We start from the raw sequence: 24,746 nt of genomic DNA, 5'->3' as shown, positions 1-24,746 counted from the left end.
CAATCAACCAAAAGGAGCGACGCCGACATCAGACAACAGAGCGACTGAGCAGATGTTAACTACGACTCCGTTCGAGTACGGAGCCTGAAAGAAATGAACAGGCAGCTAAGAACGCCCTGCGCTCAGCGCATGAGCCCAAGCGCGTCCGCGAAGAATTCCGGCCCGCCGAAATTTCCGGACTTCAGCGCGAGCAGCATATCGCCTGCTTCAGCGCCGACGGCGCGCAGCACCGGGACGCCCGCAGCGATCTCCGCGCCGACAAGGAAGCCGGGAATCCCGAGGCGATCGACGACGGCGCCGGAGGTCTCGCCGCCAGCCACGACCAGCCGCCTGACGCCTGATTTGACTAGGTTTTCCGCAATGTCGGCCATCGCCTGCTCGATGGCGTGACCGGCTGCATCGCGGCCGTGGCGCGCCTGCAAGGCGGCGACCTGATCCGGTGTCGCGCTCGACGCGATCAGGACCGGACCGTCGGCTAAACGCGGCTTGGCCCAGGCGATCGCGCGTTGCACTTCGTCCGCTCCCGTAAGAATACGGTCCTGATCGAGATGGAGCACGGCCATGACGCGTTCGGCGTTGGCGATCTGCTGAAGCGTCGCCTGCGAGCAGCTTCCGGCGAGGCAGGCCGCCGGTCCGCCGACGGCGGCGTCCGCCCCGCCGCTGCCAGCGGCCGACTTGACCTTGCCCGTCGAGACCAGAGCCCGCGCCAGTCCGAGGCCGATGCCGGAGGCGCCGACCGACAGCCGATGCTGGGCAGCGACGAGGCCGATGGTCTCGAGGTCGCGGTCGAACACGGCATCGATGATCGCAGCACCGGTGCCCTTGCCTGACAATTCGGTAAGCCGAGCCCGCACGGCCTCCGCGCCGCGGGTGACGGTCGCGAGGTCGACCAGGCCGACCTGCGTCTTGCTCTGGCGTGCCAGCACGCGCACCAGGTTGGAATCGCGCATCGGGTTGAGCGGATGGTCCTTGAGCGGGCTCTCGTTCAGCGGCACGGCGCCGACGAACAGATTGCCCTGGTAGACCGTGCGACCGGTCTCCGGGAAGGCCGGCGTCACCAGCACGACGGCCTCGCCGCTATCGGCGCGCAGCGCGTCCATCACCGGGCCGATATTGCCCGCATCGGTGGAATCGAAGGTCGAGCAGATCTTGAACAGCACATGGCGCGCCCCGCGACCACGCAGCCATTTCTCCGCCGCGCGCGAACGCGACACGGCAAGGCCTGCCTCGATCGAGCGGCTCTTCAGCGACACCACGACGGCGTCGACCTCGGGCAGCGCGAGATCGTCCGCGGGCACGCCGATGGTCTGCACGGTACGCAGGCCCGCGCGCGTCAGCGTATTGGCGAGATCGGAGGCGCCGGTGTAGTCGTCGGCGATGCAACCCAGTGCGAGCGTCACGGCTTCACTCCCGCATAAGGCTTGAACCAGGCGAGGCCATCGGTGGTCTTACCGCGCGGATTGTATTCGCAGCCGACGAAGCCGGTATAGCCGAGCCGGTCGAGTTCAGTGAACAGGAACGGATAGTTCAGCTCCTCGCCGTCGGGCTCGTTGCGCGAGGGAACGCTGGCGATCTGGATGTGCCCGATGATCGGCATCATCTCACGCAGGCGCATGGTGACGTCGCCGTGGATGATCTGGCAGTGATAGATGTCGAACTGGAGCTTCAGGTTCGCCAGTCTCAGCTCCTGGATCAGGTCGCGCGCGAAGCCGAAATCATTGAGGAAGTAGCCGGGCACATTGCGCGCATTGATCGGCTCGAGCACGATGTCGATGCCGTGCGGAGCGAAGAACTCCGCAGCCCACGCCACCGACTTGTAGAACGCCTCGATCGCGACCCGCTCGCCGCGGTTGGCAATGCCGGCCATCAAGTGCAGCCGCTTGACACCGGTCGCCTTGGCGTAAGGCAACGCTGTCTCCAGGCTCGCCTTGAGATCGGAGAACCGCGCCGGCAGCGCCGCAAAGCCCTTCTCACCGGCGTTCCAGTCGCCCGGCGGCAGGTTGAACAGCGCCTGCGTCAAACCGTTGCGCTTGAGCCGCTCGCCAACCACCTCGGCCGGATGCTCGTAGGGAAAGAGGAATTCGACAGCGGTGAAGCCTGCTTGCGCGGCGGCATCGAAACGGTCGAGAAACGGCACCTCGGTGAACATCATCGAGAGATTGGCGGCGAAACGGAGCATCGGAATCCTCTTGGCTTACTTTTCGCCGGGAAGTTTTACGCCGGTGACCTGCGCGTACATGCGCGCCACCGAGGCGTCGTCATCGCGGCCCATGCCGGCAGCGGATGTCATCAGGAACATCTGGAGAGCGGCGGCCGAGACCGGAACCGGGAAGCGGGCGCTGCGCGCCATGTCCTGGATGATGCCGAGGTCCTTGACGAAGATCTCGACCGCGCTGCGCGGCGTGTAATCGCCGTCGAGCACGTGCGGCATGCGATTCTCGAACATCCAAGAATTGCCCGCGGAGGCCGTGATCACCTCATAGACCTTGCGGATGTCGAGGCCCTGCCTGGCGGCGAACGCCATCGCTTCGCTGGCGGCGGCGATATGCACGCCGGCGAGCAACTGGTTGATCATCTTGAAGGCGGCGCCCTGCCCTGCGGCATCGCCGAGCTCGTACAGTTTTGCCGCCATGGCATCGAGCGCCGGCCGTGCCTTTGCAAAGGCAGCGGGACTGCCGGAGGCAAGGATCGTCAGCTCGCCTTGGGCCGCGCGCTGCGCGCCGCCGGAGATCGGCGCATCCAGATAGTGACGGCCGGACGCCTCCAGCTGCTTTGCGAGGCGACGGGCCACATCCGGGTCCATGGTTGCGGAGGAAAGGAAGACGCTGTCCTTCGGCAGGGTCTCGGCGGCGCCATCCTTGCCGAACAGGATGGTCTCGGTCTGCGCGGCATTGACGACGACGCTGACGACGATGTCGGCGCCCTTGGCCGCTTCCGCCGGCGTGCTGGCGCCTGTGCCGCCGTCCTTCACGAAGCGCGCCACGGCGTCAGCCGAGACGTCGCAGCCGGTCACCGCATGACCGGCGCGCTTCAGCGAGGTCGCCATGCCGAACCCCATCGAGCCGAGCCCGATGACCGCGATACGCTGATTTTGTGACGTGGAGGCGGACATGCAACTGACCCTTGCGAACGTTTCCTGGACGGCCGCCCTTTGCGGCGGCTCACTGATCCGAATAACACGGCTTGGCCGCGCTGCCAAAGCGTGAGACAAGCGGGCATGACGGCTATGAGCAACGAGACCCGGCTGCGTGAGGATATCTGCCGCTTCGGACGGTCCTTGTTCGAGCGCGGCCTGACACCGGGCTCTTCCGGCAATATCAGCGTCAAGATGCACGATGGGGGTTGGCTCGTCACCCCCACCAACGCCTCGCTCGGTTTCCTCGACCCGGCGCGACTGTCGCGGCTGGACGCACGGGGGCGCCTCCTCTCGGGCGATGCGCCGACCAAGGAAGTTCCGCTGCACACCGCGCTCTACGACACGCGCGAAAACGCGCGGGCGATCGTGCATCTGCACTCCACCCATTCGGTCGCGCTCTCGATGCTGCCCGAGATCGACCCGCGCGCCGCGCTGCCGCCGATGACGGCTTATTATCTGATGAAATGCGGCGCCACTGCGCTTGTGCCCTATTACCGCCCCGGCGATCCCGCGGTTGCGGATGCGATCAAGGGACTGGCGGGCAAATATTCATCGGTGCTGCTCGCCAATCACGGCCCGGTGGTCGCCGGCGATACGCTGGAAGCCGCGGTGTTCGCGACGGAGGAGCTGGAGGAGACGGCGAAGCTGTACCTGCTGCTGCGCGGGATGAACCCGCGGTATCTGTCGCCGGAGCAGGTGAAGGATCTGGTGAAGGTGTTCGGGGTGACGCTGCCGGAGCATGGGCACGAGCATTAGCGCCACCGTCTCGTGACGAGCGCGATGGCGCGGCCTCACTCACCGCTGTCATTCCCCGCGAAGGCGGGGAATCCAGTACGCTGCGGCTTCTCCGTAGCCAATTAATGTCTCTGGAATACTGGATCGCCCGCCTTCGCGGGCGATGACACCGATCGTGTAGTAACTACAGCCCCAGATACGCCTTCCGCACGTCCGGGTTGCCCCTGATTTCGGCTGCCGGGCCCTGCATCAGCACGCGGCCGGTTTGCAGGATGTAGGCGCGGTCGGCGATTTCGAGGCACTCGGCCATGCGCTGCTCGACGATCAGCACGGTCATGCCGGCGTCGCGGATGCGCAGTACCGCCTGGAAGATTTCGTCGACCAGCTTCGGCATGATGCCCTGCGAGGGCTCGTCCAGCATCAACAGCCGCGGGCGCGTCATCAGCGCCCGGCCGATCGCAAGCATCTGCTGCTCGCCGCCGGACAGCGTCTCGGCGCGCTGCTCCAAACGTTCCTGGAGACGCGGGAACAGCGTGAAGACGAGGTCGAGCGGCCCTTCACGATCCGCCTCACCGCGATAGAGATAACTGCCGAGGCGGAGATTGTCGCGCACCGACAGGCGCGGGAACAGGCGGCGGTTCTCCGGCACATAGGCGATGCCGGTGGCGGTGACGTGATGCTGCGCCATGCCGTCGAGCCGCTTGCCGTCGACCGTCACCGTGCCCGAGCGCGGGCGCTCGGCGCCGGCGATGGATTTGAGCAGCGTCGACTTGCCCGCGCCATTGGCGCCGGCCACGCAGACGATCTCGCCCTTCTGGACCTCGATCGAGACCGCCGAGATCGCGACCAGGCCCTGATAGGCGGTCGTGACTTCATGCACCGACAGCATGACGATCTCCCAGATATGCGCTGATCACCTTGGGATCGCGGACGACGTCGGAAGGTTTACCCTCGACCAGCACCTTGCCGAGGTCGAGCACGATGGCGCGGTCGACCAGCGGCATCACGATCTCCATGACATGCTCGACCATCAAAACGGTGATGCCGGCATCGCGCACCTTGCGCACCAGCGCGACGCCGGTCTGCGCCTCGGTCGGCGTCAGGCCGGTGAGGACTTCGTCCAGCAGCAGCAGCTTTGGTTCGGTCGCCAGCGCACGGGCGACTTCGAGGCGGCGTTTCTCGGCCGGCACGAGGTCGCTCGCGAGCACGTCGGCGCGCGCGGCAAGGCCGGTGAATTCGAGCACCTCATGCGCCTTGCGGCGTGCCTCGCGCATCACGGTGTTGCGGACGAGAGCACCGACGATGACGTTGTCGATGACAGTCATGGTCTCGAAGCTCTTGACCACCTGGAAGGTGCGCCCGACGCCGCGCTGGCAGCGCTCGGCCGCCGGCATGTTGGTGACATCCTCGCCGTCGAACCAGATCGACCCTTGCGTCGGCGGCAGGACGCCGGCGATGAGATTGAACAGCGTCGACTTGCCGGCACCGTTCGGCCCGATCAGGCCGACGATCTCGCCGCGGCCGACCGAGATCGAGACATCGCTGTTGGCGACGAGGCCACCAAACCGCTGCCAGACGCCGCGGGTTTCAAGGAGCGCAGTCATCGCGTGGCTCCTCTTGCCTTCGAACGGGAGAACAGGCTCACCAAGCCGCGCGGCAGGGCCAGCGAGATCGCGACGATCAGGGCGCCGTAGACGATCAGGTCAACGCCACGGCCTGAGCCGCCGATATAAGAGCGCGTCAGCTCCGTCATCGGGATCAGGATGGCAGCCCCAAGCACAGGCCCCCAGAGGGTGCCGATGCCGCCGAGCACGGCCGGCAACGCCATCAGCAGCGAGAACTGGAAGCCCATCACACTTTCAGGGTCGATATAGGCGAGAAACTGCGCATAGAAGGCACCGCCGATGGCGACGAGGAAGGCGGAGACCGCCGCCGCGCCCATCTTGGAGTTGAACACGACGACGCCGAGGCTCTCGGCCGCTTCCGGATTGTCCTTCACCGCGCGCCACCAAAAGCCCCATTTGGAGTCCTCCAGCCACCAGGTGACGAACCAGGCGAGGCTGCACAGCACCAGCGCAAAATAGAAGTACGGCAGCTTGCTGCGCATAAACTGGAATTTCAGCCAGCTGTCGCCGCGCACGGGAACGGTGATTCCCATCGCAGCCCCCGCCCATTCCCAGTTCTGGAACAAGAGCAGTCCGATTTCGGCGATGACGATGGTCGCGATCACGAAGTAATGGCCGCGCAGGCGGAAGAAGGGATAGCCGAGCCCCATTGCGATGATCGCCGCAATCACGCCGCCGGCGAGCATGCCGAACCAGGGCAGCACGCCGAACTTCGTGAACAGCAGCTCGGTGGTGTAGGCGCCGATGCCGAAATAGAGCGCGTGCCCCAGCGAGATCTGTCCGCAATAGCCGGACAGGATGTTCCAGCTCTGCGACAGCGCCGCATACATCAGGGTCAGGATCAGGATCAGGATGTTCTGGACGTAAACATCCTTGATCAACAGCGGAGCCAGCGCTGCGAGCCCGGCCAGCACTGCGGCGATGATGAGGTCGCGGCGGCGCCGCGCTGCAAAAGCCTTGTCCATCACATCGACCCGAACAGGCCGCGCGGCCGGATGAAGACGACGAGGAGATAGACGGCATAGATGCCGACGGACTTCAGCGATGGCGGCAACACCAGCGCGGTCACCGCTTCGACCAGGCCGACAATGATGCCGCCGGCGAAGGCGCCAAACACGCTGCCGAAGCCGCCGAGCGCCACGGTGACGTAGGCGATCAGCGCGAACGACGCGCCGACATCGGGATAGATGTAGAAGAACACTGCCATGATCGCACCGGCGAGACCGACCAGCGCGGCGCCGAGGCCCCAGCCGAACGCGAACACGCGGTTCTTGTCGATGCCGACGAGCGCGACCGCGCCGGGATCCTCGCGGGTGGCTTCCAGCGCGCGGCCGAAGTCGGTGCGGTGGATGAAGAGGTAGAGCCCGGCGAAGGCCGCGATCGAGACCAGCGCACCGATGAGCTGCGGCTCGGGCAGGAAGATGCCGGCGACCGAGATGGTTTTACCGCCGAGCCAGGACTGTGGAATGCTGCGATAGTCCGGCGTGAAGAAGTACTGCGCGAGGCCGCGCATCACGATCGCAAGGCCGAAAGTCGTGAAGATCTGCACCATGCCGGCATTGGCCTTGGCCCGCATGGCGAAGCGTACAAGGAGTAGATAGACCACTGCTCCGAACACGAACATCGCCGCTGCGACCAATGGGGCCGACAGCAGGGGATCGATCGCGAAGAACGCGAACAGAAAGAAGGACAGGTACATCGCGAGCATCAGGAATTCGCCATGGGCGAAGTTCGTGACGTCCATCAGGCCGAAAATCAGCGCGAGGCCGACCGCGATCAGTCCGTAGAGCAGGCCCATCAGAAGGCCGCTCGCGAGACTCTGGATAATGGCTTGAGCTGTCAAAAGTCGTCCCCCGAAATAGATCCTCATCCTGAGGAGCGCGCACCAGCGTGCGTCTCGAAGGATGGCCCAGCCCTCGTCCTTCGAGACGCGGGCTACGCCCGCTCCTCAGGATGAGGGCGGGAGCTACGTCCGAGCTCCCGCTTCCCAATCTTACTTCATCGGCCAGATCGCTTCCGCGATCGCGGCCTGCGGCGGGAAGATGGTGACGAACTTGCCGCCGACATATTGCAGCAGCACCGGGTCGGCGTCGTTGTTCTGGCCGGCCTCGTCGAACTTGACGCGCTTCCAGGGCATGATGGTCTGCTCGCCCGGGATGTCGGTCGCGGCCAGTGCATCGCGGATCTTCTCGCCGTCGGCCGATTTGGCGCGGTTGATGGCGTCGGCCAGGATGATCAGGCCCATGAACTGGCGTGAGGTCAGGTCGTTGAAGTCCTTGCCCGAGCGCGCCTTGAACATCTCGTTGATCTTGCCGACCATGGGACGCTTCTGCGCGAGATCGAGCGAGAAGGTGCCGCGCGAGATCACGCCTTCGAGCTTGTCGCCGACGGCATCATAGAGCGCCTTCTCCGAGAAGCCGGCGTCCTGCGCCACGATCGCGTTCGGCTTGTAGCCGAGCTCGCCCATGGTCTTGACCAGCAGGATGCCGTCGGTGGTGTAGCTCGAGGGCATCAGCACGTCGGCATTGGCGCTCTTGAGCTGCTGCACTTCGGCCGACAGCGACGGCGAATTGGCGCGATACTTGATGTCGGAGACGATCTTGTAACCGCGCTCTCCGGCGATCTTGGCCTGGGCGTTGCCGGAGTCGGTGCCGAAGATGGTGTCCTCGTGGAACAGCGACAGCGTCTCGATCTTGGTGCCCTTCTTCTTCAAGGCATCGAAGAAGTCGAACATAGCAGCCGAGTACATCTCGTCATGCGGGGCGGCGCGGAAGTAATATTTGAGGCCGCGGCGATGCAGGCTCGGCGAGGAGTTGTCGGCGGAGACGAACGGGATCTGGTAGCGCTCGCAGATCTGGCTGACGGTGACGGCGACCGCGCTTTGATAGGTGCCGATGATCGCGGAGACCTTCTCCTGCGTGATCAGGCGCTCGGCCTCGGCGCGGCCCTTTTGCGGATCGGCCTGGTGGTCGGCGAACACGAGGCGGACTTTTGCGCCGCCGAGGCCCGGCAGACCCTCGCCCTTGGCCAGCGGCAGATCGAAATCGGTGTCCTTGTTGATGACCTCGAGCGCGGTCTCATAGGCCTTCTGCGCGTCGACGCCCTGCTGCGCGCTGCCGCCGGAGAACGGATAGATCACGCCGATCACGACCTCGGAGGTCTGGGCGCGTGCAGCGAGCGGCACCAGCGCGGCAGTGGCTGTGGCACCAAGCAGCACGTCACGGCGAGAGATCGTCATGGCAAAGTCCCCTGTTACTAAATTTCGACTGATCGAATGGAGCGATTGATGGATGCGGTAAAGCCCGAAGAAGCAGCAAACGCTGCCTACTAAATCACGGCCATGTTCCAGTTCTTCAGATCCGTCACCAGCATCAGGCCGGGCGAATGCGTGATCGCGAACGGCAGCCTGGCGGCGTTGATCACCGATTGCGGCGTCACGCCGCAGGCCCAGAACACCGGGATCTCGTCGTCGGCGACGGGCACGGGATCGCCGTAATCCGGCTTGGCGAGATCCTTGATGCCGATCAGGTGCGGATGGCCGAGATGCACGGGTGCACCGTGCACGGCGGGATAACGCGAGGTGATCTGCACCGCGCGGATCGCATCGGCCGGCTTGAACGGACGCATCGACACCACCATGGGACCGGCGAACGGACCGGCCTCGCCGCAGGCGATGTTGGTGCGGTACATCGGCACGCGCACGTTCTGCTCGATGTGGCGGATCGGCATGCCCTCGTCGAGCAACGCCTCTTCGAACGAGAACGAGCAGCCGAGCACGAAGGTCACGAGATCGTCGCGCCAATGCTTGGTCACGTCGGTCGGCTCGTCGACCACCTCGCCGTCGCGCCAGATGCGATAGCGCGGCACGTCGGTGCGGATGTCGAGATCGGCGCCGAGCGCGGGGATGTGCGGGCTGCCGACGTCGGACATGCCGATGATCGGGCACGGTTTCGGATTGAGCTGGCAGAAGCGGTGAAAGGCGCTGGCATATTCGGCTGGCAGGATCGCCAGATTGCCCTGGACGAAGCCGGGGGCGACGCCGGCGGTAGATCCGACCTGGCCGCCGCGATAGGCGAGCCGCGCCTGGCGGCTCGGGAGCGTGTCGGGCGTTTCAGTTTGCTGCGCTGCCACCAAAACAGTCATTTGATCGACCTGCCTATAAACTCGACAAAGACAGCCAACACCAAGCATGCTATAAAGTCTAATCTTCCTTTCTAATCGATCTTGATAAATTAGATTTATCGATCGGGAAAATCCTTCTCATGCTGGACTTCAGGTCGATCGAAACCTTCCTTTGGGTTGTGAAGCTCGGCAGCTTTCGCGGCGCCGCAGCACGGCTCAATACGACCCAGCCGGCGATCTCCCAGCGCATCGCCCAGCTCGAGCGCGAGATGGGCGTAAAGCTCCTCAACCGCGACCATCGCGTTGCTTCGCCGACGCCGAGCGGCCGGCAGATGATGGTCTATGCGGAGAAGTTGATCGGCCTGAGGGCGGCGATGATCGCCGAGATCGGCGATCGCTCGGCGATGCGCGGCGTGATGCGCCTCGGCGTCGCCGAGACCATCGTGCACACCTGGCTGCCGCGGCTCGTCAAGAGCATGAACGAAGTCTATCCGAACCTGTCGCTGGAGATCGAGGTCGACATCACGCCGAACCTCACTGCGCGCCTGCTCGCGCAGGAGATCGAGCTTGCCTTCGTGGTGGGGCCGCTGTCGGCCTCGGGCGTCCACAATCGCGTGCTCGCGGATTATCCGATCGGCTTTCTCGCAAGCCCCTCGCTCGGGCTCGGCGACGGCCCGGTGACGCGCGCCGACCTCGCGCGGTTTCCGATCATCACCTTCCCGCGCAAGACCAGGCCTTACGAGGTCGTGCGCGAAGTCTTCGACCGGCCGGAGCTGCCGCCGATCCGGCTGCATGCGTCCGCATCGCTGGCGACGGTCATCCACATGGCGGTCGAAGGGCTCGGCATCGCCGTGATCCCCGACGCCATCGTCGAGAACGAGCTCGCCGACGGGCGGTTGCAACTGCTCAAAACCGATCTCGCCATAGCGCCGCTGACATTCACGGCGAGCTGGCTCGCCTCGCCTGACGTCGTCGCGGTGGAGCGCGTCGCCGAGCTCGCACGGCAGATTGCGCAGAGCAGCCTCGCGGTTGACGAGTCTGCGCCGGCGCGTCATTGAAAAAGGCGCCGGACAAAAGAGAGACCGACCGCATGAGCCGAGCCGCCACCAATCTGCAAATCGATTCCGCCCGCCTCTGGGGCTCCATCCACGAGACCGCCCAGTTTGGCGGGACGGCCAAGGGCGGTGTGCGGCGGCTGACGCTGAGCAGCGAAGACAAGCAGGTGCGCGACTGGTTCCGCAAGGCCTGCGAGGACGCCGGCCTCGAGGTGCACACCGATGCGCTCGGCTCACAGTTCGGCCTGCGCAAGGGCCGCGACATGTCGAAGCTGCCCGTCGGGATCGGCTCGCATCTCGACACCCAGCCGACCGGCGGCAAGTATGACGGCATTCTGGGGACGCTCGGCGCGCTGGAAGTGATCCGCACGCTGAACGACGCAGGCATCGAAACCGAAGCGCCGATCTGCGTCGTCAACTGGACCAACGAGGAAGGCTCGCGCTTCGCACCGGCGATGATGGCCTCCGCCGCTTACGTCGGCGATTTCACCACCGATGACATCCTGTCGCGCAAGGATATCGACGGCACTTCCGTCAGCCAGGCGCTCGACAGCATCGGCTATCGCGGCGACAAGCCGGTCGGCTTCCAGAAGCTCGGCTGCTTCGTCGAGCTGCACATCGAGCAGGGTCCGATCCTCGAGGCCGAAGGCAAGACCATCGGCGTGGTCGATTCCGGCCAGGGCGTGCTCTGGTACGACGGCAAGATTTCCGGCTTCGAGAGCCATGCCGGATCGACGCCGATGCCGCTGCGGCGCGATGCGCTCGCGACGCTCTCCGAAATCGTGCTGGCGATGGAGGCCATCGCGAAGAAGCACGGGCCGAAAGCAGTGGGCACCATCGGCGAGGCCGTGATCGCAAATCCCTCGCGCAACGTCATTCCCGGCGAGATCGCCTTCACCATGGATTGTCGCAGCGCGGATGGCGCCATCATGGATGCGCTCGATCGCGATTTGCGCGCCGCCATTGCCGAGATCGCCGCGCGCCGCAAGGTCGAGGTCAAGATCGACCAGGTCTGGCGCAAGCCGCCGACGCATTTCGATCCCAAGCTGATCGCGGCGGTCGAGAACGCGGCGAAGACGCTCGGCTATTCCTCCCGTCGCATCACCTCCGGCGCCGGCCACGATGCCTGCAACCTAAACACCGTCATGCCGGCGGCGATGGTGTTCGTGCCCTGCAAGGACGGTATCAGCCACAACGAGCTGGAAGACGCCACGCAGCCCGACTGCGCCGCAGGCACCAACGTGCTGATGCATACCGTGCTGGCGATCGCCGGCGTCGCGTCCTGATCGGAGAGAGCCATGCGCGGAGTTTTCGTCGACGCCAACGAAGCCCTCGCCGTGATCATGGAGCGGCTGGGGAAGCCCGGCGACCCCGAGGTGCGGATCCACAGGGATCCCGACATCAAGCCCGAGCAATATCCTGAAGTCCTCGATGGTGCGGAGATCGCCATCGTCGACCACACAGCGCTGCCGACCGAGGTCGCGAAGAAATGCGCGGGGCTGAAGCACGTCGTGTTCCTCGGCACCGGCGCGCGCAGCTACATGAATCCGGAAGAACTCGCCGAGCTCGGCATCTCCGTGCACCTGATCAAGGGCTATGGCGACACCGCCGTCGCCGAATCCGCGATTGCGCTGATGTGGGCCTCCGCCCGCGTCATCGCGATGATGGATCGCGAGATGCGCGGCGGCAACTGGCTGCGCGAGGATGGCATGCAGCTCTCCGGCAAGACGCTCGGCCTGATCGGCTTCGGCGGCATCGCCGCGGAAGTCGCACGTATTGCGGCCGGCTCGGGCATGAAGGTGATCGCCTGGAACCGCTCGCCGAAGAGCCATCCGGGCGTCGAGTTCACTGATCTCGACACGCTGCTGGCCAGAAGCGACGTCGTGTCGCTGCATCTGCTGCTCAACGACGAGACGCGCGGCATGATCACGCGCGAGAAGATTTCTGCGATGAAGCCCGGTGTCATCCTGATCAACACCGCGCGTGCCGCGGTCGTCGACGAGCAGGCGATGATCGACGCGCTGAAGTCGGGGCATATCCGCCATGCCGGCCTCGACGTCTTCAACATCGAGCCCCTGCCCGGCGACCATCCGCTGACAAGACTGCCGAACGTGACGCTGTCGGCGCATTCGGCCTTCCGCACGCCGGAAGCGAGCGAGAACCTGATTGAAGCGGCATGGGTCCATTGCCGCCGGATCGTGAAGGGATAAAAGCAACAACAATGGCCGACTATCGCACCATCAAGGCACAGCCGCTCACCAACGTCGTCCGTGCCATCGTCAAGGCGGGCGGGTCTACGGACCGCGAAGCCGAGCTCGTGTCCACCAACCTCGTCGAGGCCAATCTTAGAGGACATGACTCGCACGGCGTCGGCATGATCCCGCGCTATGTCCAGAGCGTCACCACGGGCGGCCTCGCCGTGAACGCGCACGTCAAGATCGTGCTCGACACCGGTCCGCTCCTCACGCTCGACGGCCTCACCGGCTATGGCCAGGTGATCGGGCACGAGGCGATGGAGCTGGCGGCAGAGCGCGCCAAGCGCAACGGCGTGTGTCTCGTCGGCCTCTCCAACTCGCACCACATTGGCCGCATCGGCCATTGGGCCGAGCAGTGCATCGACCACGGGCTGGTCTCGATCCACTTCGTCAACGTGATCTCGCGCCCGATCGTGGCGCCGTGGGGCGGCAGCGATGCGCGCCACGGCACCAACCCGTTCTGCGTCGGCATCCCGCGCAGGGGCAAGGACCCGATCGTGCTCGACTTCGCCACCAGCAGGATCGCGCAAGGCAAGACCCGGGTCGCCCACAACAAGGGCGTCGAACTGGAGCCCGGCACCATCATCGACAACGAAGGCAAGCCGACCACCAACCCGCGCTACACCGTGATCCCGCCGCACGGCGCCATCCTGCCGTTCGGCGAGCACAAGGGCTCCGGCCTCGCACTGGTGTGCGAAATCCTCGGCGGCGCGCTCTCCGGCGGGCAGGTGGTCAAGGGCCCGTCCGACGGCAAGTACAACGTCCTCAACGGCATGCTCTCGATCGTCATCGACCCGAACAAGCTCGGCACCGGCGACAACCTTGCGAGCGAGGTCGAGAGTTTTGTTGCCTGGCACACCGGCTCGCCGCCCGCTCCCGGCGTCGACAAGGTGAAGATCGCCGGCGATCCCGAGCGCGAGACCAGGAAGAAGCGTCTGGCCGAAGGCATTCCGGTCGACCCGACCACCTGGCAGGAAATCCTGGAGGCCGGGACGAAGTTCGGACTGGACCAGGCCGCGATCGAGAAGATCGCGGGCTAGTCGGGAACGAAGCGCATCGCTGAGAATAGCCCGGCCAAGTGCACTATCGCGCAACGAGATCTGGACTAAAGCGAAGCATCACCGCACTCGTGGAGCGGATTTGAACCGGCCCGCGTCGTCTCACGACAACGCGAATATCCCGGTCCACATCCGCCCCCGAGGTTCACATGTTCTCCCGTCTTGCAACGCTCATGTCCGACTCGAGCGAGCCGTTACCCGAAACCGACTTCTACCGGCATCGGCTCGCGATCTATGAAAGCGAGCTTGGCGAGCCCGAGCACAGCTTCACCGACAGCGCGGAGCGCCGCATCGACATCCACGCCTTTGGCCGCGATTTCGTGCCGGTGTGCCAGGAGGGATCTGACGAAGGTTATGTGCTTCTGACCAACGGCATGAGCGAACAGCGAATGCCGGGGGTGCATGGCGACGCAAAGCCACGTGCCGAGCTGATGTGGTATGTCCGGGAGCCGACAGAGGAGGTTTGCGCCAATCTGCGCTGGCTCGCCAATCTGCCGTCCATCGACACGACCTGGTTCGGTTTTGGTCATCGCGTCGCGCTGCCGTGTCCGCCGGTTGCAGGAACGGACTTCCAGACATTCCTGTTTCTCACACCGGTCATCGGCCCCGATAAGCAGATCGCCGAGGCGCTCGAGATCGCGAGCGATCCCGTGGAGATCCTGACCGTGAACCTGATCTCGCATCAGGAGCTCGGCCTCATCAAGTCCAGGGGACTCGACCCGTTTCTCGATCTGCTCGACGAGAACAATTATCCGCCGATCTTCGATCCGACGCGGAAATCTTACGTGTAGAGCGCGCCCAAAACCACCGCTGCCCCTTCCCTTCTCCCCTTGTGGGAGATGGTGGCGCGAAGCGCCGGATGAGGGGTTCTCTCCGCGAAGAAAAACTTCTCGGACGGGAGGCCCGTCTCTGCGGAGACAGACCCCTCACCCGTCTCGCCGCTACGCGGCGAGCCACCCTCTCCCACAAGGGGAGAGGGGAAGATCTGCCGCCTTAATCCACCATATCCGCGACCGCCTTGCCGCAGGCGGTGGTGTCGGCGTTGCCGCCGAGGTCCTTGGTGCGCAGCGTGCGTTCGGCAAGCGTGCGTTCGATCGCATCGACGATCGACTTGCCGGCTTCCTTCTCGCCGAGGTGCTCGAGCATCATCGCGCCGGACCAGATCGCGCCGATCGGGTTGGCGATGCCCTGCCCCGCAATGTCGGGCGCCGAGCCGTGCACCGGCTCGAACACCGAGGGGAAATCGCCCTCGGGATTGATGTTGCCCGATGGCGCGATGCCGATGGTGCCGGTGCAGGCCGGGCCGAGATCGGAGAGGATGTCGCCGAACAGATTCGAGCCAACCACGACGTCGAACCAGTCCGGATGCAGCACGAAGTTCGCGGTCAGAATGTCGATGTGGTACTTGTCCCACTTCACGCCCGGAAACTTCTTCGCCATCGCCTCCACGCGCTCGTCCCAATAGGGCATGGTGATGGAGATGCCGTTCGACTTGGTCGCCGAGGTCAGGTGCTTCTTCGGCCGCGACTGCGCGAGCTCGAAAGCGAATTTCAGGATGCGGTCGACGCCGATGCGGGTCAACACCGTCTGCTGCGTCACGAACTCGCGGTCGGTGTCCGGGAACATGCGGCCGCCGACGGAGGAATATTCACCTTCGGTGTTCTCTCGCACCACCCAGAAATCGATGTCGCCAGGCTTGCGGTTCGCCAGCGGCGACGGCACGCCGGGCATCAGCCGCACCGGGCGCAAATTCACATACTGGTCGAACTCGCGGCGAAACTTGATCAGCGACCCCCACAGCGAGACGTGATCCGGAATCTTGGCCGGCCAGCCGACGGCGCCGAAATAGATCGCGTCATGCTTGCCGATCTTTTCTTTCCAGTCGTCCGGCATCATCTGGCCGTGCTTCTCGTAATAGTCCCAGGACGAGAAGTCGAAATGGTCGAAATGCAGGGACACCCCGTGCTTCTTCGCCGCTGCCTCCAGAACGCGCAGGCCCTCTGGCATCACTTCCTTGCCGATGCCGTCGCCGGGAATGACTGCAATCCGGTATTGTTTCTTGCTCATCGAGAACGTCCTTGGTTGGTCCGGCAGCCGCCGCCTTTTTGACCGCACTGCAATGGACCAAACTCGGCAGCAGTGCAACGCTGCACTGCAATGTTGACCGTGGCGCGGCCGAGCGCCTACTGGTTTGATCCTGATGTTCCCACCGAGTGAGTACCCTTCATGGATCTGCATCTGCGTGGCAAGCGCGTCCTGATCACGGGCGCGTCCAAAGGCATTGGCGCAGCCGCCGCCGAGGCGTTTGCCGAGGAAGGCGCAAACCTCCTGCTCGCCGCCCGCAGCGGCGACCAGCTCAAGGCGCTAGCGGACCGCCTGCGCTCCGCACACCAGATCGATGCCGCGACGAGCATCGTGGACCTGCGCAAGGCCGAGGACGTGGCACGGCTCGCGAGGGAAGCCGCCGATATCGACGTGCTCGTCAACAATGCCGGCGACATCCCCGGTGGCTCCATCGACAAGATCGACGAGGCGACCTGGCGGCACGCCTGGGAATTGAAAGTATTCGGCTATATCAACCTGACGCGGCAGATCTACGCGCAGATGAAGGCGAAGGGTCGCGGCGTCATCGTCAATGACATCGGCGCGGCCGGCGAAAAATTCGATGCCAACTACATCTGCGGCAGCGCCGGCAACGCCGCATTGATGGCCTTCACCCGTGCGCTCGGCGGCAAGAGCCTCGCCGACAACATCCGCGTGGTCGGCATCAATCCCGGCCCGGTCGGCACTGATCGCCACGTCACCCTGCTCAAGACGCGGGCAAAGCACCAGTTCGGCGATGAGAGCCGTTACAAGGAATTCCAGAAGAGCCTGCCGCTCGGCCGGCCCGCGCATGCGCGCGAGATCGGCGATCTCATGGCGTTCCTGGCGTCCGATCGCGCCGGATATACGTCGGGGGTCATCTATACCGTGGATGGCGGCATCAGCGCGGGCTGGGGTTAGTTTTTCCCGTCATTGCGAGCGCAGCGAAGCAATCCAGGAATGCATCCGCTGTGGCAGTTCGAATTGCTTCGCTGCGCTCGCAATGACGACACAATAAGCACAGGAGTAAAATAGTTGTCTCAAGACCTGATCCGCGAAACCGCACGCGCCGTCGTCGACAAGCTGCGATCCGGCGACGTCTCGCCGCTCGAGCTTCTGGATGTGCTGGAGAAGCGCATCGGTGAGGTCGACGGCAAGGTCAACGCGCTGCCGACGCTATGCTTCGATCGCGCGCGGGACAACGCCAAGGCGCTGATGCAGAAGCCGGCCGGAGCCCGCGGGCTGCTCGCGGGCCTGCCGGTACCGATCAAGGACCTGACCGATGTCGCGGGCGTGCTGAACACACAGGGTTCGCCGATCTTCAGGGACAATGTGCCTAAGCAGTCCGATCTCATGGTCGAGAACCTCGAAGGCAATGGCGCGGTCGTCTACGCCAAGTCGAACACACCGGAATTCGGCGCCGGCGCCAACACCTTCAACGAAGTGTTCGGCGCGACGCTCAATCCCTGGGATACGACGAAGTCTGCGGCCGGCTCCTCCGGCGGCGCTGCGGTGGCGCTTGCCACCGGCATGGCCTGGCTCGCCCAGGGCTCTGACATGGGCGGCAGCTTGCGCAGCCCCGCGGCGTTCTGCGGCGTGGTCGGCATGCGGCCCAGCATCGGCCGCGTCGCACACACGCCCAAATCGGCGATCGACCGCAATCTCGGCGTGGTGGGGCCGATGGCGCGCAATGTCGAGGATCTTGCGCTGCTGTTGGATGCCATGAGCGGCGACTATGCAGACGACCCGCTCTCGCTGCCCGCACCTGCGACCTCGTTCCTGTCGGCCGCGCAGTCAGGCAAGAAGCCGAAGCGCATCGCCTATTCGCCCGATCTCGGCATCACGCCGGTCGATCCAGAGGTCAAGGCGATCACGCGCAAGGCCGCGGAACGCTTTGCGGAGGCAGGCGCGATCGTGGAAGAAGCGCATCCGGACTGGCGCGAGGCGCATGAATGCTTCCACGTCCTGCGCGCCTTCGATTTCGCGATCACCAAGGCCAATCTGCTGCGGACCAAGCGCGACCTTCTGAAGCCCGAGGTGATCTGGAACATCGAGGAAGGCATCAAGCTCACCGTCGAGCAGCTCGCGCGCGCCGAGGCGCAGCGCGTCGGCATGACCGCGCGCGCGATCGAGTTCTTCAAAAGCTACGACCTGCTGTTGACGCCGACCACGATCGTGCCGCCCTTCCCGATCGAGCACCGCTATGTCGCCGAATGCGCCGGCAAGAAGTTCGAGAACTATGTCGAATGGCTCGGCATCGTCTACGCCATCACGCTCGCCTGCTGCCCGTCGCTGTCGCTGCCCTGCGGCTTCACGGCGTCTGGCCTCCCGATCGGTGTGCAGGTCGTCGGCGCCCCGCGCGCGGATGCGCAGGTGATCGCCGGCGCGAAGGTGTTGGAGGATATTCTGGGTCTGCGCGGCTCCACGCCGATTGATCCCAAGGTGAAGGCATAACGCGAGCCGCACCGGCGGGGACTTGGCCGTCCCCGCCGTGCGCCGGTCAGACCCTAGTCGTTCGCTTTCGGCCCGCCGTGATACCGATGCGCATCGTATCCGGCCTCATCCGTTGGAGCGGCGAAGGCGAAGGAGTTCGGATGCGTTTCCGACATCTGGGCGGTGGCCGCCGAAGCCATGTGCGAGTGATTCATTGCCTCGTGAGCAGAGGCGGCGGAGCAAAGCGCGACCAGCATGGCCGACGCTGCGAGAACTGATTTCATCATGATGTGACGTGCCTCTTGTGAGTGCCACCAGCAAATTGCAGATGGATCTCGCCGCGTAGGATTGCCAGTTTGAATCCAGGCACGCGATATAGGCACGGCATAAGCATTTCGCGCTCCAGTATAGGCTTCCAGCGCTTCTGGCTCGCTCCCGCGGCGGGGAAATCCGCTCACCTCGAGGCGGTATTCGCCTCCAGGCCGCGACTGTACCGCGACATCGCAAAGCAAAAGACAAAGTAGATCGCGGCGACGAAGATGTAGACCTCAACCGAGAATTGCTGCCAGGCCGGATCGATGATCGCGGTCTTGGCCGTCGTCAGCAGGTCGAAGATGCCGATGATCAGGACCAGGCTGGTGTCCTTGAAGAACGCGATGAAGGTGTTGACCAGCGGCGGGATGACATGGCGGATCGCCTGCGGCAGCACGATCAGGCGATGCTTGCGCCAGTAGGACAGCCCCAGCGCATCGGCGGCCTCATATTGCCCGCGCGGTACGGCCTGGAGGCCGCCGCGGATGACTTCGGCAAGATACGCGCCCGCGAACAGGATGATGGCGATCTGCGCGCGCAACAGCTTGTCGATGTTGAATCCGCTCGGCATGAACAGCGGAAACATCACGCTCGCCATGAACAACAGACTCACCAGCGGCACGCCGCGGATCAGCTCGACATAGAGCACCGAGAGCGAACGGATCACCGGCAGCTTTGAACGCCGGCCGAGTGCGACCAGGATGCCGAGCGGGAAGCCGAACGCGAGACCAAACGTCGCCAGGATCAGCGTCACCGGCAGTCCGCCCCAACGGTCCTGCGAGACGAAGGAGAGCCCGAACACGCCGCCCCACATCAGCACGCTGATCAACGCCAGCGCGCCGATCCAGACTAGGCCAGCTCGCGCCGCCACAGGGCGCGGCGGGTGGAGAGATAAAACAGCGCGATGAACAGAACGACCGACAGCGCCGGCCGCCACTGCTCGTCGAACGGATAGGTGCCGAACAGGATGAAGCGATATTTTTCGGGGATGATCGCCCAGCAGGCACCGAGGCCGCGCGCGGCGCGGCAGGCACTGGAGTCGTTTGCCGGCGTGAGCCAGACCGCGTTCGCGATGCCCCACTGCACGAAGCTGAAGATGCCCTTGGCGAGGATCGCCAATAACACGACCGAAAGAATAGCGTTCGGGATCGACGAGAACAAATTGGTGCGGAGCCAGCGCAGCACCGGGTTGCCCATCTGCGGGCGGCGGGCAGCGCGCGGGGCGTCCGGAATATCGGCGATCGCCGTCATGATCAGCGCTCCACCAGCGCGATGCGCGAATTGTACCAGTTCATGAAGAAGCTGATGCCGAGGCTGATGGTCAGGAACACCGCCATGATCAGCGCGATCGCCTCGATCGCCTGCCCGGTCTGGTTCAGCGTGGTATTGGCGACGGACACTACGTCCTGGTAACCGATCGCGACCGCGAGCGAGGAGTTCTTTGTCAGGTTGAGATACTGGCTTGTCATCGGCGGCACGATGACGCGCAGCGCCTGCGGCAGGATGATCTGCCGCAGCATGAAGCTGCGGCGCAAGCCGAGCGCATTGGCAGCATCCCACTGTCCGCGCGGCACGGACTGGATGCCGCTGCGCACGATCTCGGCGATGAAGGCCGAGGTGTAGGTCACGAGCGCGATCAGCAGCGCGAAATACTCCGGCGCGAGCGTCAGCCCGCCGACGAAGTTGAAGCCGCGCAGCTCCGGCCATTCGATCTTCCAGGACACACCAAGCGCCACGGACATTGCCGCCGGCAGCGCGACGATGAAGCCAACCGCAAAGGGCCACGCCGGCCGCGGCTTGCCGCGCACATCTGCTGCGCGATCAGCCATCGCCTGATGAGATAAAACACGGCAAGCCCGAGCACGGCTGTACCGAGCACCCAGAGCTGCGGCGAGCCCAGCTGGATTGCCGGCAGGATCAGGCCGCGATTGGACAGAAATACGCCCTCGACCGGCCGCCAGGCCGCGCGCGCGGCCGGCAGTGCCTGCATCAAGACGTACCAGAACAGGAGCTGAAGCAGCAGCGGGATGTCGCGGAGCGTTTCGACATAGACGGCGGCGAGCCGCGACAACAGCCAGTTGGCGGAGAGACGCGAAATGCCGATCAGCGTGCCCAGGATCGTCGCGAGCACGATGCCGATCACGGCGACACGCAAGGTGTTGGCGATGCCGACGACGAAGGCCCACAGGTACGTGTCTCTCGGATTATAGGCGAGCAGGCTGTCGGCGATCGGCATGCCGGCTTCGCGGCCGAGGAAAGCGAAGCCGGTGGTGATGCGGCGGGCCGAGAGATTGGTGACGGTGTTGGACCAGAGGAAGGCGACAACCCCAAGCACGATCCCGACGACGAGCACCTGCCAGAACAGGCCTTGCAGCTCTCGGCGGCCAAATCCGCCGAAGAAGCGACGGCGGGGCGGCGGTCTTGGACTGTCTGAAGTCACAGCACAAAAATCCTTCTGGCGAGCAACGATTTCCGGCGGCGCACGTCAACTGTTGCACCAATCTGAAAAGCGTGCAACAAATGTTTCATGGCCGAGCCCGCGAAATCCTCGCCCTTGAGCGAACTGCGCATTGCGTTGCCATCGCTCCCCCTGCGCCTGCAGGAGGTCGGCCGCTTCGTTGCCGCCAATGACTACGACGCCACCACCCGTTCGATGCGCGATCTCGCCGCCGAGGCCGGCGCCGACCCGGCCGCGTTCACGCGGCTTGCCAAGGCCATCGGCTATTCCGGCTGGGACCAATTGCGCGCGGCACTCACCGAAGCGCGGCGGCCGTCGCAGATCTCACCTTTCTCCGGCCGCGCCAAGAGCCGCCGTCACGGCCCGCACGCCGATGTCGCGCTCGTCACCGACAAGCTCGAGGCCGAGGGCGCCGGCCTTCTGCGCATTCCGGCCCAGCCGATTGCGGATGCCGCCCGCGCGCTGCACGACGCCAAGCGGATCTGGATTGCCGGTTACCGAAGCTGCCGGAGCGTCGCGGAGCTCGTGAACTACGAGCTCCGGCTGTTCCGTCCCGAACAGGTGCAACTCGTCGGCGCATCCGGCCCCGACGATCTCGATCTCGGCGCCTTTCGTCCCGGCGAAGCCGTCATCGTCATCGGCTTCCTGCCCTACACGCATGCGAGCGTCCGTGTTGCGCAGGCCGCCCATCGTGCCGGCGCAGCGCTGATCGCGATCGCGGACAGCCTCTCGGCGCCGATGGCCGAAGGCGCCGACCACGTGCTGCTGTTCGAGGCGGCCTCGTCCCCCGGCTTCTTCCCGAGTCTCACGGGTGCCATCGCGATTGCGCAATCGCTCGCGGCGGTCACATTCTCGCTCGGCGGCACGGCCGCCAAGAAGCGCCTGGAAACCACCGAGGCGCGGCTCGCCGCGGCCTCCACATACGTTTCAGAGAAAGGTTGACCCATGGCCGCTCGCACCAGCCGCGTGCTGCACCGTTCGTTGCGCGAAACGCCGCCCAAGGCGATCGGCGGCGAAGGCGTCTATCTCTTCGCCGAGGACGGGCGGCGCGTGATCGACGCCTCCGGCGGCGCAGCCGTCTCCTGCCTCGGCCATCAGCATCCGCGCGTGATCGCGGCGATGGCAAAACAAGCCTCGACGCTGGCCTATGCGCACACCGCCTTCTTCTCCTCCGAGCCGGCCGAGGCGCTGGCCGAGACGCTGGTCGGGCACGAACCCGGCGGTCTCGCCTACGCCTATTTCGTCAGTGGCGGATCGGAGGCGATCGAAGCCAGCATCAAGCTGGCGCGGCAATATTTCATCGAGCACGGCGAGCCGCAGCGGCAGCACTTCATTGCGCGGCGGCAGAGCTATCACGGCAACACGCTCGGCGCGCTCGCCGCCGGTGGCAATGCCTGGCGGCGCGCGCCCTATGCGCCCCTGCTGTCCGGTGCCTTCAGCCATGTGACGCCGGCCTTTGCCTATCACGAGAAGCACGAGGGCGAATCCGATGCGCAGTTCGTGGCGCGACTGGCCGCGGAGCTCGAAGGCGAATTTCAGCGGCTGGGCCCCGACACCGTCGCCGCGTTCCTCGCCGAGCCCGTCGTCGGTGCCACCGCCGGTGCGGTGACGGCACCGGACGGCTACTTCAAGGCGGTGCGCGAGATCTGCGACCGGCATGGCGCCCTCCTCATCCTCGACGAAGTCATGAGCGGCATGGGCCGCACCGGCACGACGCACGCCTGGGAGCAGGAGGGCGTTGCTCCTGATATCCAGGCGATCGCAAAGGGCCTCGGCGGCGGCTACCAGCCGATCGGCGCGATGCTCGCGAGCGGCAAGATCATCGACACCATCCGCGCGGGCTCCGGCGCGTTCCAGCATGGCCACACCTATCTGGCGCATCCGCTCGCCTGCGCGGCCGCGCTCGCGGTGCAGGACGTGATCCGCGAGGACCGCCTGCTCGACCGCGTCAAGGAGCGCGGCAAGCAACTCGAGCAGCGGCTGACCGAACGCTTCGGCAATCACCGCCATGTCGGCGATATCAGGGGCCGTGGCCTGTTCTGGGCGATCGAGCTCGTCGCCGATCGCGCCGGCCGCACCTCGTTCGATCCCGCGCTCAAGCTGAACCAGAAGATCAAGGCGGAAGCCTTCGCCAACGGGCTCGGCTGCTATCCCGGCGGCGGTACCGTGGACGGCGTCCGTGGCGACCATGTGCTGCTGGCGCCGCCCTATATCGCTTCGGCTGCCGAGATCGATCTGATCGTCGACAAGCTCGGCACCGCCATCGACAACGTGTTGCGTAGTGTCAATCACTGAGGGGAGATTCATATGATGAGGAAAGTGGTTATCGTAGCCGGCATGCTTGCGGCATCGACGGTTGCCGCGTCGGCGGCGACGCTCGACACGGTGAAGAGCCGCGGCACGCTGATCTGCGGCGTCAGCGCCGGCTTTGCCGGTTTCTCCGCGCCGGACTCGCAGGGCAATTACAAGGGTCTCGACGTCGATTATTGCCGCGCGCTCGCGGCCGGCGTGCTCGGCGACGCCAGCAAGGTGCGCTACGTCTCGCTGACCGCGCAGAATCGCTTCACCGCGCTGCAATCGGGCGAGATCGACGTACTCTACCGCAACTCGACGCAGACCTATCTGCGCGGCGTGACGCTGGGCCTCCGCCAGGGGCCGGTCAACTTCTATGACGGCCAGGGCTTTGTCGTGAAGAAGGATCTCGGCGTGAAGGAGATCAAGGATTTGAAGGGTGCGACTGTCTGCGTCGCGCAGGGCACCACGCATGAAGTCACGCTCGGCGATTACGGCCGCGCCAACGGCATCGACTGGAAGCCGCTGGTGTTCGACCGCGTCGACACCATGTACCAGACCTTCTTCGGCGGCCGCTGCGATGCCATGACCCAGGACGCCTCCGCGCTCGCCGGCGCGGTCACGACCGCGGCGCCGAATCCGGCCGACTACGTCGTGCTGCCGCAGACCATCAGCAAGGAGCCGCTCGGGCCGTTCACCCGCAACGGTGACGAAGTCTGGAGCGACATCATCACCTGGTTGCATTACGGCCTGATCGAGGCCGAGGAACTCGGTGTCACGCAAGGCAATGTCGACGAGATGGCGAAGTCACAGACGCCGGCGGTCCAGCGCCTGCTGGGTGCCTCCGGCGACCTCGGCTCGCGGCTCGGTCTCGACAACAAATGGCTGGTGACGGTGATCAAGGCCACCGGCAATTACGGCGAGATCTACGAGCGCAATGTCGGCAAGGCGAGCCCGCTCAAGCTCGACCGCGGCCTCAACGGCCTCTGGAGCAAGGGCGGCTTGATGTACGCGGTGCCGTTCAAGTAAGTGTCTCCCCTGTCCCGGACGCGCTGCAGCGTTCCCGGCGATGCGAAGCATCGTCCGGTACGCCGCTGCGCAGAGCCGGGACCCAGCGGCCACAATGGGCTCCGGCTCTGCAGCGCAGTACTTCGCATTGCGCTGCGTCCGGGGCGCGAGACCT

Annotated in this window: 22 protein-coding genes and 2 pseudogenes; 11 read left to right on the top strand and 13 right to left on the bottom strand. The window is 65.1% G+C overall.

Going from position 1 to position 24,746, the window contains the following annotated elements; translation table 11 throughout:
• Positions 1-122: 122 nt before the first annotated feature.
• The 3 genes from otnK to ltnD are packed head-to-tail and all read right to left on the bottom strand — an operon-like array spanning position 123 to position 3,112.
• Positions 123-1,400 (bottom strand): 3-oxo-tetronate kinase, encoded by a 1,278-nt coding sequence (gene otnK / locus J4G43_RS16710; protein WP_208085663.1) that lies wholly within the window; start codon positions 1,398-1,400, stop codon positions 123-125.
• Complete coding sequence (gene otnI / locus J4G43_RS16705) at positions 1,397-2,179, bottom strand: 2-oxo-tetronate isomerase (protein WP_208085662.1); 783 nt, start codon at positions 2,177-2,179, stop codon at positions 1,397-1,399. The genes otnK and otnI overlap by 4 nt, the downstream gene beginning before the upstream one ends.
• A gap of 15 nt (positions 2,180-2,194) precedes the next feature.
• Positions 2,195-3,112: an L-threonate dehydrogenase gene (gene ltnD, locus J4G43_RS16700; RefSeq protein ID WP_208085661.1), complete on the bottom strand. Its 918-nt coding sequence runs from the start codon at positions 3,110-3,112 to the stop codon at positions 2,195-2,197.
• A 105-nt stretch (positions 3,113-3,217) separates the two neighbouring features.
• Here ltnD and otnC point away from each other — a divergent pair, with 105 nt between their 5' ends.
• Positions 3,218-3,892 (top strand): 3-oxo-tetronate 4-phosphate decarboxylase, encoded by a 675-nt coding sequence (gene otnC, locus J4G43_RS16695; protein ID WP_208085660.1) that lies wholly within the window; start codon positions 3,218-3,220, stop codon positions 3,890-3,892.
• Positions 3,893-4,055: 163 nt separating this feature from the next.
• Here otnC and J4G43_RS16690 read toward each other — a convergent pair whose 3' ends face one another.
• The 6 genes from J4G43_RS16690 to J4G43_RS16665 all read right to left on the bottom strand — a co-directional run bounded on the left by J4G43_RS16690 (position 4,056) and on the right by J4G43_RS16665 (position 9,639).
• Positions 4,056-4,760: an ABC transporter ATP-binding protein gene (locus tag J4G43_RS16690; RefSeq protein WP_208085659.1), complete on the bottom strand. Its 705-nt coding sequence runs from the start codon at positions 4,758-4,760 to the stop codon at positions 4,056-4,058.
• On the bottom strand, positions 4,744-5,475 hold the full coding sequence (locus tag J4G43_RS16685; protein WP_028146884.1) for an ABC transporter ATP-binding protein: 732 nt from the start codon (positions 5,473-5,475) through the stop codon (positions 4,744-4,746). The genes J4G43_RS16690 and J4G43_RS16685 overlap by 17 nt, the downstream gene beginning before the upstream one ends.
• Positions 5,472-6,461 (bottom strand): branched-chain amino acid ABC transporter permease, encoded by a 990-nt coding sequence (locus J4G43_RS16680; protein ID WP_208085658.1) that lies wholly within the window; start codon positions 6,459-6,461, stop codon positions 5,472-5,474. Before J4G43_RS16680 ends, J4G43_RS16685 begins: the two co-directional genes overlap by 4 nt.
• Entirely contained in the window at positions 6,461-7,294 is an 834-nt protein-coding gene (locus J4G43_RS16675) for a branched-chain amino acid ABC transporter permease (protein ID WP_231145228.1), read from the bottom strand. Before J4G43_RS16675 ends, J4G43_RS16680 begins: the two co-directional genes overlap by 1 nt.
• A 195-nt stretch (positions 7,295-7,489) precedes the next feature.
• Positions 7,490-8,734 (bottom strand): ABC transporter substrate-binding protein, encoded by a 1,245-nt coding sequence (locus J4G43_RS16670; RefSeq protein ID WP_063984701.1) that lies wholly within the window; start codon positions 8,732-8,734, stop codon positions 7,490-7,492.
• A gap of 89 nt (positions 8,735-8,823) precedes the next feature.
• The gene (locus tag J4G43_RS16665) at positions 8,824-9,639 is read right to left on the bottom strand and encodes a putative hydro-lyase (RefSeq protein ID WP_208085657.1); all 816 of its coding nucleotides are present in this window, start codon (positions 9,637-9,639) and stop codon (positions 8,824-8,826) included.
• Positions 9,640-9,758: 119 nt separating this feature from the next.
• On the opposite strand from J4G43_RS16665, the gene J4G43_RS16660 reads away from it, so the two are divergent.
• The 5 genes from J4G43_RS16660 (at position 9,759) to J4G43_RS16640 (ending at position 14,777) form a co-directional block, all read left to right on the top strand.
• Positions 9,759-10,676, top strand: coding sequence for a LysR family transcriptional regulator (locus tag J4G43_RS16660; RefSeq protein WP_208085656.1), 918 nt, complete (start codon positions 9,759-9,761; stop codon positions 10,674-10,676).
• A 32-nt stretch (positions 10,677-10,708) separates the two neighbouring features.
• On the top strand, positions 10,709-11,959 hold the full coding sequence (locus J4G43_RS16655) for a Zn-dependent hydrolase (protein WP_208085655.1): 1,251 nt from the start codon (positions 10,709-10,711) through the stop codon (positions 11,957-11,959).
• A 12-nt stretch (positions 11,960-11,971) separates the two neighbouring features.
• Positions 11,972-12,883: an NAD(P)-dependent oxidoreductase gene (locus J4G43_RS16650; protein WP_208085654.1), complete on the top strand. Its 912-nt coding sequence runs from the start codon at positions 11,972-11,974 to the stop codon at positions 12,881-12,883.
• 11 nt (positions 12,884-12,894) lie between these two features.
• Complete coding sequence (locus J4G43_RS16645) at positions 12,895-13,968, top strand: malate/lactate/ureidoglycolate dehydrogenase (RefSeq protein WP_028146878.1); 1,074 nt, start codon at positions 12,895-12,897, stop codon at positions 13,966-13,968.
• A gap of 167 nt (positions 13,969-14,135) precedes the next feature.
• Positions 14,136-14,777, top strand: coding sequence for a suppressor of fused domain protein (locus tag J4G43_RS16640; protein WP_208085653.1), 642 nt, complete (start codon positions 14,136-14,138; stop codon positions 14,775-14,777).
• A gap of 202 nt (positions 14,778-14,979) precedes the next feature.
• Here J4G43_RS16640 and J4G43_RS16635 read toward each other — a convergent pair whose 3' ends face one another.
• Positions 14,980-16,053, bottom strand: coding sequence for a tartrate dehydrogenase (locus tag J4G43_RS16635; RefSeq protein ID WP_208085652.1), 1,074 nt, complete (start codon positions 16,051-16,053; stop codon positions 14,980-14,982).
• 159 nt (positions 16,054-16,212) lie between these two features.
• Between J4G43_RS16635 and J4G43_RS16630 the strand changes: the two genes are divergently transcribed.
• Positions 16,213-16,989: an SDR family oxidoreductase gene (locus J4G43_RS16630; protein ID WP_208085651.1), complete on the top strand. Its 777-nt coding sequence runs from the start codon at positions 16,213-16,215 to the stop codon at positions 16,987-16,989.
• A gap of 114 nt (positions 16,990-17,103) precedes the next feature.
• On the top strand, positions 17,104-18,522 hold the full coding sequence (locus J4G43_RS16625; protein WP_208085650.1) for an amidase: 1,419 nt from the start codon (positions 17,104-17,106) through the stop codon (positions 18,520-18,522).
• 53 nt (positions 18,523-18,575) lie between these two features.
• On the opposite strand, the gene J4G43_RS16620 is transcribed toward J4G43_RS16625, so the two are convergent.
• The 3 genes and pseudogenes from J4G43_RS16620 to J4G43_RS16605 all read right to left on the bottom strand — a co-directional run bounded on the left by J4G43_RS16620 (position 18,576) and on the right by J4G43_RS16605 (position 21,253).
• On the bottom strand, positions 18,576-18,758 hold the full coding sequence (locus J4G43_RS16620; RefSeq protein WP_135215961.1) for a hypothetical protein: 183 nt from the start codon (positions 18,756-18,758) through the stop codon (positions 18,576-18,578).
• Between the two features lie 197 nt (positions 18,759-18,955).
• A pseudogene (locus J4G43_RS16615) lies at positions 18,956-20,064 on the bottom strand (amino acid ABC transporter permease).
• A gap of 2 nt (positions 20,065-20,066) precedes the next feature.
• Positions 20,067-21,253: pseudogene (locus tag J4G43_RS16605) on the bottom strand (amino acid ABC transporter permease).
• 87 nt (positions 21,254-21,340) lie between these two features.
• Here J4G43_RS16605 and J4G43_RS16600 point away from each other — a divergent pair.
• Genes J4G43_RS16600 through J4G43_RS16590 form a run of 3 tightly spaced genes read left to right on the top strand, consistent with a single transcriptional unit; the run spans position 21,341 to position 24,592 of the window.
• Positions 21,341-22,213, top strand: coding sequence for a MurR/RpiR family transcriptional regulator (locus J4G43_RS16600; protein ID WP_208085649.1), 873 nt, complete (start codon positions 21,341-21,343; stop codon positions 22,211-22,213).
• 3 nt (positions 22,214-22,216) lie between these two features.
• Positions 22,217-23,566: an aspartate aminotransferase family protein gene (locus tag J4G43_RS16595; protein WP_208085648.1), complete on the top strand. Its 1,350-nt coding sequence runs from the start codon at positions 22,217-22,219 to the stop codon at positions 23,564-23,566.
• A gap of 12 nt (positions 23,567-23,578) precedes the next feature.
• Positions 23,579-24,592 (top strand): amino acid ABC transporter substrate-binding protein, encoded by a 1,014-nt coding sequence (locus tag J4G43_RS16590; protein ID WP_063984716.1) that lies wholly within the window; start codon positions 23,579-23,581, stop codon positions 24,590-24,592.
• Positions 24,593-24,746: the final 154 nt, after the last annotated feature.

It is taken from the genome of Bradyrhizobium barranii subsp. barranii (assembly GCF_017565645.3).
In the GTDB taxonomy this organism is placed as follows: domain Bacteria; phylum Pseudomonadota; class Alphaproteobacteria; order Rhizobiales; family Xanthobacteraceae; genus Bradyrhizobium; species Bradyrhizobium barranii.
Note: the sequence above shows the minus strand (reverse complement) of the source record. Positions and strands in the feature narration are given on the sequence as shown.